Below are 11,676 nucleotides of genomic sequence, written 5' to 3'. Positions count from 1 at the left end.
TTCCACCGAGACGAGGACCCAGTCCAGGCGCCGCCGGCTCAGTGACCACGTGTCCCGGGTGTTCACCGAGGGGCGCGGCGCTTACGGCTGCCGCCGGGTCGCCGCCCAGCTCAACCGTGAAGGCCACGCGTGCAGTGTCGGGTTGGTCGCAGATCTGATGCGTGAACTCGGGTTGGCCGGCTGCCAGCCGCGGGCATATAAACGCACCACCGTGCTCGGCGAAGAACCGGTCCACAGCCCGGATCTGATCGATCGCGACTTCACCGCTGCCGCGCCGGGGCAACGTTTCGTCGGCGACATCACCTACCTCAGAACCGGTGAGGGCTGGCTGCATCTCGCGACCATGATCGATCTGGCCAACGCATGGTCGTCGGCTGGCAACTGGCCGACCACATGCGCACATCGTTGATCGTCGATGCCCTGCGCATGGCGATCACCCACGGACACCTCGGTCCGGACGCGGTGTTCCACTCCGACCGCGGAACGCAATACACCTCGGCCGAGTTTTCCCGGTTCTGCAAAGAAAATTGCGTTCGCACCAGCGTCGGTCGCACTGGTGTGCGCTGGGACAACGCTGCCGCCGAATCGTTCTTCGCCTCACTGAAAAACGAGATGTACCACCGAGAACCGTTCCCCACCCGAGCCCGCGCCCGCTTCGCCGTCGCCGACTACATCGAAGTGTTCTACAACCGGAAACGACTCCACAGCAGCCTCGGCTACCGCACCCCCGCCGAGGCCCACCGAGACCACCTCACCGCGACCGCGGCCTGAGGAAACCCACCGAGGACCGTCCAAGATCCTTGACACACCTCATTTCGGTTATAGGGTGTGTCGTTGTGCTCGGTTTGTGTTGTGTGGTGGGATGATCGTGAGGTGCCGAGGTCTTCACAGTCAGTGGGCAAGCAGGCCCGTGGAAGCAAACCTGTCGCTGCTAGGCGGGATTTCGAGGCGTTGCGTGAGCGCCGGATGCGGGCGGCAGAGATGTTCGAGCGGGGCGCTCGGCAGGTCGATGTGGTCGCGGCGTTGGGGATGCCGCAGCAGACGGTCTCGAAGTGGCACCGGGCGTGGCGCGACGGTGGCCGCCGGGCGTTGGAGGGTGCCGGTCGCGCCGGGCGTATACCGAGGCTTTCCCATGTGCAGCTTGCCGAGGTCGAGGCGGAGTTGATCAAAGGGCCACGCGCCAACGGGTTTGCCACCGAGATGTGGACTCTGGCTCGGGTGGCCGAGGTGATCGAACGCCTCGCCGGAGTCCGGTATTCGCAGACCCAGACCTGGACGATCTTGCGTGAGCGGTTGGGCTGGAGCCGGCAGCGGCCGGCGCGGCGAGCCGCCGAACGCGACGACGAAGCGATCGAGGAGTGGGTGAAAACCGAGTGGCCTCGGATAAAAAGGGGGCCCGACGGCGAGGAGCGTGGATCTGCTTCCAGGACGAAAGCGGATTCTCGCTGATCCCCGCGGTCAGAGCCACCTGGGCGCCGCGAGGCCAGACCCCGGTGCTGCGGCACCGGTTCGCCTGGACGCGGATGTCGATGTCCGCGGCACTGGCTTACCGGCCCGACCGCAGTCAAGTGGCGTTGGTGTTCCAGGCCAAACCAGGCAGCTACAACACCGCCTCGCTGATCGAGTTTCTCGCCGACCTGCACGACCATCTCGACGGAGACCCGGTGACGCTGATCTGGGATGGCCTGTCCGCTCACCGCTCCAAAGACATGAAAGCCTGGCTTGCCACCCAACGGCATTGGCTCGTCGTAGAACGACTTCCCGCCTACGCACCCGAACTCAACCCGGTCGAACAAGTCTGGGGCAACATCAAAGCAACCGAGCTGGCAAACCTCTGCCCCAACACCATCGACGAAGCCCACACCGCCGCGGACACCGGCCTGGACCGCATCGGCAACAGCTACCAACTGTGCTTCTCCTTCCTCGACCACACCGGACTCCGCCTATGAACCAGGAACACCCAAATACCGAAAGATCATTAATCAACAGTTGAGCCGACACGACCTTGGCGTCTTGCAGAAGCGATAACCGGGCCGATTGTGCGCCAGTGCGAGTCGAACCACCGGTCACACGCAACCACACATGACCAGCGCTGCCAACCGATAGGTCCGTGCGCCACCGTCCTGGGTCTTCAACGACGTCTCCTGATCCTGGAACTCCTTCGCCAACACCCAGGTCGATTTCCTCCGCGGGGCAGTGGATGACGTCCGCATCGTCGACCGGGCTTTGTCCAGCGATGAGATCGCCGCGCCGGCGAACCGCGGTTGACGATCCACGGCTCGTTTTGCGTGGCGCACGAAATGAGCTGCCCCACGGCGACTTCGGCACCGCCGTGTGGGTCAGCTGGGTCAGCTCAAGTCCAGGCCAGCCAGATAATCGTGCATCCGGTCGGCGCGGGAGTCGGTCAGCGGATTGCTCTGGTCGTCGTTCTCGATGATGAACTCGCGCATTCCCAGGCGAGTGGCGGCGCCGAGAATCGTGCGGTAATCGACCACACCGGTGCCCAGATCTGCGAGGTTGCCGTTCGCGTCCAGGTCCGCCACGTGCGACAGGAGCATGCGGCCCTGGTTCGCTTGCATCAGGGCCACGTTGTCCTGCGCGCTCAAGCCCGCCGCGGACGACCAACCCATGTCCAGCTGCATGTACAGCAGATGGGGATCCGAGCTGTCCAGCAGGATCTGGTAGAAGGTCCGGCCGTCCGGGCCGCGTCCGAGGAACTCGTTGGTGTGATTGTGGTAGCCGAGTTTCATCCCGGCCGCGCGGATCATCTCGCCGGCCCGGTTGAACGCCGGACCCGCAGCGGCGAATCCCTCTGCCGTGTCAGGCACGCCACCCGGGCAGACGATGTAGTCCTGGCCCAGGATCCGGGCCATTTCGATGATCTCGCGCAGCCGGTGCTCATCGGTGAACTCACCGTAGCCGTGGTGGCTGGAGGCGGCGCGCAGACCATACTTGTCCAGCAGTGGCCGGATCTCCCTCGCGTGCGCCGGGTCGGTGCCTCCTGGGAAACCGGCGAACTCGAGATTGCGGTAGCCGGCCTGCGCGAGCGCCCGAAGCACCGGCTCCGGCTGGGCCATGAACGCGTCGCGCACGGAGTAGAGCTGCAGCCCGATCTGGCTGTTCGGAATGTGCCGTCCAGCGACGCCGGGCGGTTCGGCCGCGGCCTCGGAAATGCTGAGCCCACCGGTCAAACCGACGGCTGTCACGCCGGCCGCGGACGCGGCGAGGCCGCGCAGGAAACGCCGCCGGTCCACGGCGACGGGTGCACCACACATGTCGGCTCTCCTTCGCTTTTCAGTGCCGTTCTCAGTGCGTCGCGCGGAACCGGGCCGTCGCTTCGGCAGCACCGGCGGGCATGGTGCCATCGGGATTGCGCACCAGAAACATGCCGACCATTCCAGTGTCCGAATGGGACTGGACGTGGCAGTGGTACATCCACGCCCCCGGGCCCACCCCCTCTCCGGCGATCACCTGGAACCCGAACGAGCTGCCCGGGTTGAGGTCCTTGATGTCGATCAGCCGGCTGTTGTCGTACTCGTTCTGCCGCAGGCCGGTCCGGTTGTCCAGCCAGCGATGCCCGTGCAGGTGGAAGGTGTGGAAGTTGCTGCCGTGCCCGATCGCGATCCATTCCACCCGCTCGCCCAAGTTCGCCTCGAACATGGGCGCGTCGTGGTGCATCCGGTTGTTGATCGTCATGTCGTTGAATACGACGGTGAACTGGCGCTTGGGCAGCAGGTCGCCCTGCCGCCGGACCACCAGAGCCCCGTACAGGCCCTTGTAGATGCCCTCGGTGCCGTGCTCGGTGCCCATCGCGTGGTCGTGGTAGTGCCAGTAGCCCGCAGTGCCTTCGGTCCACCCCCCGTCCGCGCGCCGGGACCCGACATGGCTGCGCCACACGTATCTGCGCGTCTGGCCCGGAAACACGACCGAATTGTTCATCGCCGTGCCGTCGGAGTTCACGTCGTAGTCGACACCATGCGGATGCAGGGACAGCACCCGGTCGGTCGTGTTGACCAGGTCGATTTCGAGCGTGTCGCCCTCCCACATCTCCAGTACCGGGCCGGGCACGGTGGCCGCGCCGGGCGCGAGGCCGTAACCGTAGAGCTCGTCGGAGATCTTCTCCGCGTACATCGTCAGCCGCTGCGCGGTGCCCGGTGTGGGCCCCGGAGCAGCCGTGGCGACAGGCGACAGGCCAGGCAGGGCCACCGCGGCGGCCAGTCCACCGGCCGCGCCGCCGAGCATGGCGCGCCGCGTCAGGCCCGGCCCGCCTGAGCGGTCGCTGGACGTGTCGGACATGGTTCGGTCCTTCCGTTGTGTGTTGCCGGGGAGGTGAGTCACGCCCCGTGCCCTGACGACGGGTTCGGCGGACGCTTCGGCTTCGATTTGTCGCCCGTTCCCGCGACCACAGTGCAGGTGACGCTGCCGGTCTCACTGGTGTTGCCTGCTTGGTCGGTCGCGCGATAGCGGATGGTGTGCGTGCCGATCTGGTCGATGACGAACGGTTTGCGGTACCGGGTGAACGCGGCTCCGTCCACCGAGTACTCGATGCGCGCGACGCCCGACTCCTCGTCGGTCGCGGACAGCGTGACCGTCACCCGCCCCACGTAGTCCCACGACCAGTTCTGCTCACCGGTGAGTTGCGCGGTGACCACCGGTGCGGTGTGATCGCCCGCCGCGGCGATCGCAAACGACAACATCTGCACCTCGCTGGTGTTGCCCGCCCGATCGGTGGCGCGGTAGTGCAGCATGTGCGTGCCGGGGCTGGTGATCGTCGGCGGCTGTCCGTAGCGGGTGTAGCCCACGCCGTCCAGGTCGTACTCGATCGACGCGACGCCGGAGTCGTTGTCGGTGGCGGCGAGGGTGAGCGTGGCTTTGCCGACGTAAGCACCTTCGGAGTTGACCTCACCGTCGAGCGAGGCCGTGACGTACGGTGCGACGACGTCGCCGAGCGGATCGACTGTGACGGTCAGCGCCTGCGGATCGCTGGTGTTGCCCGCCTTGTCGGTGGCTCGGTAGGTCAGCGTGTGCGTGCCGGCCTGCGAGACGACGATCGGCTGGCTGTATGGCGTGTACGCTCCACCGTCCATCGTGTACTCGATCGCGGCCACGCCGGAGTCGGTGTCGGTCGCGGCGAGGGTGACAGTAGCGCTGCCCACGTAATGACCGGCGTCGTTCCGCTCGCCGTCGACGGTCGGGGTCACCTGAGGAGGCGTGGTGTCAGCGCTGGGCTGGACCACGTTGACCACCAGGGTCTTGGGATCGCTCGTGTTGCCCGCCTTATCGGTGGCCCGGAAGTGCAAGGTGTGCGCGCCCGGGGTGTTGATGGTGACGGGCTGGCTGTAGGTGCGGTAGGTGTCGTCGTCGAGGGTGTACTCGACGGTGTCCACACCGGAGCTGTCGTCGGTGGCGGCGAGCGTGACTGTGGCGGTGCCGATGTAGTTGCCGTCTCCGTCGGTGTTGCCGTCGACCGTCGCGCTCACCTCGGGCGGCGTGGTGTCCTGCACGCCGCCCTCGGTCACGACCAGCTCGCCACTCATCGTGTGGCCGGGCATGGCGCAGTAGTAGCGGTACTTGCCGGGAGTCAGCGTCGTCTGGACCTGGTGCAGCCCCTGCTCGGCGTCCAGCGGGCTGGCGGTGATGTTGACGTCGACGTCGTGGTTGTACCCCGGCGTGGTGGTGTCGAACGTCAGCGTGTGGGTCATACCGGTGGTGTTGCCGGTCGTCGTGCTGTTGGCGAACACGATGGTCGCCGGGCCCGCCGTCGCGGTTGCCGGCGCGGAGGCGTACTCGGTCATGCTGTCGTCGGCGGTCCAGGTGAGCATCTGCTCGGCGGCGGGCGCGATATCGGCGGTGGAGACCGGCGCCGGCTCGGCGACCGCGACGGGGGCCGCGCCAGTGAGCAGGCACAGGCCCGCCGCCACGGCCACGAGCACGCCCCGGAGCAGACGGCGTGGGATGACACGCATGGGTTGATGCCCTTCGTCCTCGCAGGGTGGATCCGGTGGCGCCGCACGGGACGGCGCCACCGGGGAAAGTGCTAGAGCTTCCGCACCCGGATGTTGCGGAACTCGATCGCGTCGCGATCGCTGTGGTTCTGCAGCCCGATGAACCCGTTGAAGAACTGCCGCAGATCGGTCGACGGGTCACCGGCGCGCGACGACTCCTGGCCCGGCTTGTTGTCGAACTCGTTGATCACCACGCCGTTGCGGATGATCGTGTAGTGCTGGCCGGTCACCCGCACCTCGTAGTCGTTCCACACCCCCTTGGGCGTCGGGAGGGCCCGGTCGAGTCCTACCTGGGAGAAGTTGTAGACCGAGCCCGTCTTCTGCGCGTCGCCTGCCGGGTTGTCGTTGATCTGGATCTCGTGTCCGCAGTAGATCGCAACCCATGCCTGCGAGGTGGCTGCCGGTCCGACCGTGCCGCAGCTGCCCGGTGGGCGTTGCTCCAGCGGTATGCGCGGATCCGGGAACCGGATGAACACGCCGCTGTTGGCTCGATCGCCGTCCGGGGCGACGTCGCGGAACTGCAGCCGCACCGAGAAGTCGCCGAACGCTTTGGCGGAGTACCACAGCATTCCCATGCCGCCCGAGCTGCGGAGGGTCCCGTCCGGTTGCAGGTCGAACCGCCCGTCCGGGGCCTGGCTCCAGCCGTCGGTGGAGGTGCCGTCGAAGAGGTACTCGTACCCGGTGGTGCCCGTGTTGCCGATCGGGGACTTCGAGGCCACGTGGTTCACCGAGCGCTCCTCGTCGGCGGACAGCAGCCCGAAGCCGCGCAGGCGGGAGGCGAGGTCGGACACGTACGCGGTGAACGCGTCGTGGCTCGGCCAGACCCGCTCGTCGTCGATCAGGTCGTTGATCGTGCAGCCGCCGCCGAGGTTGCGGTTGGCCACACCGGTGTCGGTGTCCAGCAGCCCCACGGTCTGCCGGGCGTCGGGCGCGGGGCAGGCCACGGACACGGGAAGGTGGCGGGTGGCCTTCTCCCCGTTGGCGTAGGTGACCTCGAGGGTCGCCTGGTAGGTACCGCCCCGCAGATACGTGTGCCGCGGGTTGGCTTCCGTGGACGAGCTGCCGTCGCCGAAGTCCCAGCGCCAGGACACGCCGCCGACCTTGGTGCTCGAGAACGCCTGGGTCATCGGGGTGGCCTGCGCGGTGGCCTGCACGGTCGCGGCGTCCGGAGCCGGGCTGGGCGCGCCACCGTGGTAAGTGATCCGCAGCAGCTTCTGGTTGGGGTCGAGGCTGAAGAAGCCGCCGGCGTAATCGAGCAGGTACAGCGCCCCGTCCGGACCGAACTTGGCGTCCATCCAGCTCTGCAGGCCGGTGTCACCGCCGCCGCCCTTGATGATCTGCCGCAGGTCCTCGGCGAACGCCGGCGGCCCCTGAGCGGGCACGCGGGCCGGGTCCACCGTCACCGCGACCCGGTTGTTCGGGTTGGACTCGTCGCCGATGAACCACTTGTCCTCCCAGTACGCCGGCCACGCGACACCGCTGGCGGTGTTCACCTCGGAGCGGTGGTAGGTCGGGCCGGACATGATGGCCTGGCCACCGCCCTTGAGGTAGGGCTGGGTGTAGGTCGCGTCCGCCTGGTCGTACGTCGGCACCCCGCTGCCGTCGGCCCGAGCCGGGTAGACCGGGCCACCGCCCTGGGGTGAGTACCAGATGGCGTTGTCCCGTGCGGGCGGGATGTCCACCAGGCCGGTGTTGCGCGGCGAGGTGTTCTTCAGGTTGTCGCAGTCGTACCAGCCGGTGAGCACGCTGGCGTCGGTGTCGCTGCGGTCCCGGTAGGGCTGCCGGTTGCCCATGCAGTAGGGCCAGCCCTGGTTGCCCGCGGAAGTGATCACCGTTGCCGTCTCATACTTCGCCGGCCCCAGGTCGGGGCTGGGTGCGCCCGCGTCCGGGCCCACCCAGCCGGCGGTGAGCCAGTTGTGCTGCCGGTCCATCGCCAACCGGGCGATGTTGCGCACGCCCATCACGTAGATTTCGGGCCGGGTCTTGCCGCCGCCCTCCTCAATCCCGGTGAACAGGTTTCCCGGCGGGATGGTGTAAGTGCCGTCCGGCTCGGGGTGGATGCGCAGGATCTTGCCGTTGAGGTCGTTGGTGTTGCCCGAGGTGCGCCGGGCGTCCTGGAACGACACACCCTGGTAGTCGGCGGTCCAGTTGTTTCCCGAGTAGCCGTCGGAGCCGCCGGAGGAATTGCTGTCGCCGACGCCGACGTAGAGGTTGCCCGCGGAGTCGAACGACATGCCGCCACCGGCGTGGCAACAGCTGTGGATCTGCGCGTCCCAGTGCAGCAGGTCCTTGCGGCTGGACTGGTCGATCGTCTGACGAGCCGCGTCGTAGGTGAACCGCGACACCGTGCGCTGGCCGATGTGCCGTTCGCGGTCGACCGACTCGTGCGGCATCCAGTACACGTAGACCCAGCCCGTCCGGGCGAAGTCCGGGTCGAGCGTGATGCCGACCAGGCCCTCCTCGTTCTTCACCAGCTCGTCACCGCTGCCCCGGTTGCCCATCACGGCGAGCGTGGTGAGCAGCTTGACCTGCCGGGTAGCCGGGTCCCACTGGTGGATGGTGCCGCAGCCGAGGCCCACGTTCGGGTCGTTCCAGTCCACGACGGGGCCGGACGGACAGGCGGCCTTGCCGATGTAGAACACTTTGCCGTCCGGCGCGATGGTCAGCCCGTGCGGTTCGCCGATCTGGTCCAGCTGCCCGGGCTGGTTCTGCCCGGTCAGCCGTTCCACCTTGTAGTTCGACGCGATCGCGGCCTGGCAGTCACCGCGGACCATGCCCGTGGTCCACTGGATCGCGCCCAGCAGGTGCGAGCTGAACTGCTGGTCGGCGGTCCAGCTCTCGGTCGTGCGGCCCATGCCGGTGTAGAACGAGCGACCGCCGGAGTAGTCCCGGCACCAGGACACCGGGTGGAAGGCACCGTTCGCGCCCTCGCCCGCCTGGTACGTCGACTCCTCGACCTGCGCCACGGTGTGCACCTGGCCCACCGGGCTCGGGTTCCAGTTCAGCCACTGGTCGGAGCGGGTCCAGTTCAGCGGGAGCCCGGCGTTCGCGGGGTGTTGCCGGTCGGTCACGTCGATCACGGCCTGCTGCACGGTCTCCGGGCTCGCCGCGGGCCGGGTTCCGATCAGGCCGGTGAACCAGTCCGATGTGGACTGTGCACGGGCGGCGTCGTGCACGCCCACGAATCCGTTGCCCGCGGCGACGAACGCCTTGAGCGCGTCCTCCTGCTCGGCACTCAGCGTGACCCCGTTCGCGGACAGGAACACCACGCCGCGATAGCGGGCCAGGTTCGCCGGGGTGAAGGCGGCCGGGTCGGCCGCGACATCGGCCTGGAAGCCGCCGGTCCGGCCGAGCTCCTGCACCGCCGCGGCGGCCGTGCCCACCGGGTCGGCCTGACCGTCGGCGGGACCGTGGAAAACCAGGACCCGTACGGGATCCGCGGCAGCCTCCGCCGGGGCGGCTACCGGTGCCGCGAGCGCGGGCACAGCCGGCACCGCGGCCAGCAGGAGCAACGCGCACAACTGCCCGAGAACCCGTCGGAACCTGCCCCGCCTCCGGGGCGGCGAACCGCTCAGGAGCCGTCTCGATCTCCTCGGTTCGAAATCACGTCCGTTCCCCATACAATCCCTCGCCTCACATCGGATCTCGCTGCCGCGCAGGGGTTATGCCCTCACGGCGCCCTGATGACCGTGGTCAGATGAGCTTGTGCCGTGTGCAACGGCGGATCCGGAAGCGGGACAGCTGCGCCGGAACGCCGTCGAGATCTTCGGTCTGGTGCACGTTGGTGCAGTACGCGAGGTGGACTGTGCTGCCGTCGGAATGCCGGGACCACAACCGGTTCCCGTGCAGAACGGAGCTGGCGGCGAAGACCGTCTCGACCCGCGCTCGGATCGTCCACTTTGGACGAATTGCTCGACCGGGTTGCGCCGGTCATGTGGAAGTGCGAGTCGAAGACGCATCAGCGCTCCCGGAGTCGCAGCACGAGGTGAACGTCGTCGGGGATCGGGCGGCCCGCGGCGGTGCGCTCGCGGGCGAAATCGGTGAGCATGCGCGCGAGTTCGTCATCGGCGAGGCAACTCGACGGCGACCATCCCGCGGTAACCGATTTCGTCGAGAACATTCAGAACAGGTGAGAAGTCGAATCTCTTCGTGTGACAACGTTGTCGGTGGCCAGCGTGGCGCCGAACCACCATGGTTTGCCTCCCGCGCACCAAACGGCGACTGTGGCCGTTTCAGCCGGCGTCGCGGCGGGCAACGTCCGGACGTGCCATCCACTCTCGTGCAGGCAGTGCCATCACAGTCCGGGTGCGCGTCCTGCGTTCGTGCAGGCAAAGACTAAAGAGACTTTTAAATGCCTGTCAAGCAAAAGTGTCCGACTAACACTCAATAGTCGAGTAACTCCATCCAAAAGTCGGCATGTTCTAGACTTAATGTCGACAAAAGAGACGCGCTCCCCAGAGAAAGGACCCGCCGAGCATGCCGGTGAGTGAGGTACGGCCGGAGGGCGGCGCCCTCGGCCTGAGTGCGCTGTTCCAGCTGCTCCGGGACGGAAAACCGCGCACCCGAGCCGAACTGGCGGCCGAGACAGGACTCGCGCGCTCGACCATCGCCGAGCGCATCGAGTCGCTGCTGGCCACTGGCTTGCTCCGGCACGCCGACAAGGCCGGCTCGACCGGCGGACGGCCGCCGAGCATGTTCGCGTTCAACCCGGCCGCGCGCATGGTGCTCGGCGCTGACATCGGCGCCACCCACGTGAAGCTGGCGGTCGCGGACCTGTCCGGGCGGATCATCGCGGAGCAGGACCACGCGCTCGACATCGCGTCCGGACCCAGCGTGGTGCTGGGCTACGTGAGCGAGACGGGACGGGAGCTGCTGACCAAGGCCGAGCGCTCGGCAGGAGATCTGCTCGGCATCGGCGTCGGGCTGCCCGGGCCCGTCGAGCATGCCAGCGGGCGACCGGTCAATCCGCCGATCATGCCGGGCTGGAACGGGTTCGACGTGAAGGCCTACTTGCGCGAGCGGCTGGGCACCGAGGTCGCGCTGGTCGACAACGATGTGAACTTGATGGCGCTCGGCGAGCACCACACGCACTGGTCGGAGAAGCCGGACATGATGTTCGTGAAGGTCGCGACCGGCATCGGCAGCGGGCTGATCAGCGATGGCCGCCTGCATCGGGGCTCTCGCGGCGCGGCGGGCGACATGGGGCACGCGCAGGTTCCCCGCGGCGCCGAAATTCCCTGCCGCTGCGGCAATGTGGGCTGCCTGGAGGCGGTCGCCAGCGGCGCCGCGGTGGCGGCGAAGCTGACCGACCTGGGTGCGCAAGCCGAAAGCAGCAAGGACGTCCTGGAACTGATCCGCAGCGGCTCGGTCACGGCGTTGCAGCTGCTGCGGCAGGCAGGTCGGGACATCGGCGAGGTGCTCGCCACGGCAGTCAGCCTGTTCAACCCGTCAGTGATCGTCATCGGTGGATCGTTGTCCCAGGCCGGCGAGCACCTGATCGCCGGCGTGCGCGAGGTCGTCTACCGCCGGTCGCTCCCCCTGGCCACCGAGGAGCTGCGCATCGTCCAATCCCTGGCCGGAGACCAAGCAGGTGTCCTGGGCGCGGCCGCGATGGTGATCGACCACGCACTCTCCCCAACTCAGATGGAAAGCATCCTGGCCCAATGACAGC

10 protein-coding genes are annotated in these 11,676 nt (G+C 67.7%); 5 read left to right on the top strand and 5 right to left on the bottom strand.

Annotation, left to right across the window (positions count from 1 at the left end; all coding sequences use genetic code 11):
• The 4 genes from ACWCO2_RS32840 to ACWCO2_RS32825 all read left to right on the top strand — a co-directional run.
• A partial coding sequence (locus ACWCO2_RS32840; RefSeq protein ID WP_450131684.1) for an IS3 family transposase occupies positions 1-409 on the top strand: 409 nt, incomplete at its 5' end.
• Complete coding sequence (locus tag ACWCO2_RS32835; RefSeq protein WP_450131683.1) at positions 406-771, top strand: integrase core domain-containing protein; 366 nt, start codon at positions 406-408, stop codon at positions 769-771. The genes ACWCO2_RS32840 and ACWCO2_RS32835, both read left to right, overlap by 4 nt.
• A gap of 123 nt (positions 772-894) precedes the next feature.
• Entirely contained in the window at positions 895-1,449 is a 555-nt protein-coding gene (locus ACWCO2_RS32830; RefSeq protein WP_450131682.1) for a winged helix-turn-helix domain-containing protein, read from the top strand.
• Positions 1,359-1,949 (top strand): IS630 family transposase, encoded by a 591-nt coding sequence (locus ACWCO2_RS32825; RefSeq protein WP_450131681.1) that lies wholly within the window; start codon positions 1,359-1,361, stop codon positions 1,947-1,949. Before ACWCO2_RS32830 ends, ACWCO2_RS32825 begins: the two co-directional genes overlap by 91 nt.
• Positions 1,950-2,348: 399 nt before the next feature.
• Here ACWCO2_RS32825 and ACWCO2_RS32820 read toward each other — a convergent pair whose 3' ends face one another.
• The 5 genes from ACWCO2_RS32820 to ACWCO2_RS32800 form a co-directional block, all read right to left on the bottom strand.
• On the bottom strand, positions 2,349-3,275 hold the full coding sequence (locus ACWCO2_RS32820) for a sugar phosphate isomerase/epimerase family protein (protein ID WP_450131680.1): 927 nt from the start codon (positions 3,273-3,275) through the stop codon (positions 2,349-2,351).
• Between the two features lie 31 nt (positions 3,276-3,306).
• Positions 3,307-4,296 (bottom strand): multicopper oxidase domain-containing protein, encoded by a 990-nt coding sequence (locus tag ACWCO2_RS32815; RefSeq protein WP_450131679.1) that lies wholly within the window; start codon positions 4,294-4,296, stop codon positions 3,307-3,309.
• Positions 4,297-4,334: 38 nt separating this feature from the next.
• On the bottom strand, positions 4,335-5,933 hold the full coding sequence (locus ACWCO2_RS32810) for an OmpL47-type beta-barrel domain-containing protein (RefSeq protein ID WP_450131678.1): 1,599 nt from the start codon (positions 5,931-5,933) through the stop codon (positions 4,335-4,337).
• Between the two features lie 104 nt (positions 5,934-6,037).
• The gene (locus ACWCO2_RS32805; protein WP_450131677.1) at positions 6,038-9,625 is read right to left on the bottom strand and encodes a ThuA domain-containing protein; all 3,588 of its coding nucleotides are present in this window, start codon (positions 9,623-9,625) and stop codon (positions 6,038-6,040) included.
• A 338-nt stretch (positions 9,626-9,963) separates the two neighbouring features.
• Entirely contained in the window at positions 9,964-10,125 is a 162-nt protein-coding gene (locus ACWCO2_RS32800; RefSeq protein WP_450131676.1) for a hypothetical protein, read from the bottom strand.
• 362 nt (positions 10,126-10,487) lie between these two features.
• Here ACWCO2_RS32800 and ACWCO2_RS32795 point away from each other — a divergent pair, with 362 nt between their 5' ends.
• On the top strand, positions 10,488-11,672 hold the full coding sequence (locus ACWCO2_RS32795; protein WP_450131675.1) for an ROK family protein: 1,185 nt from the start codon (positions 10,488-10,490) through the stop codon (positions 11,670-11,672).
• Positions 11,673-11,676 lie beyond the last annotated feature (4 nt).

The sequence above is a fragment of the Saccharopolyspora sp. NPDC002376 genome (assembly GCF_053593195.1).
Note: the sequence above shows the minus strand (reverse complement) of the source record. Positions and strands in the feature narration are given on the sequence as shown.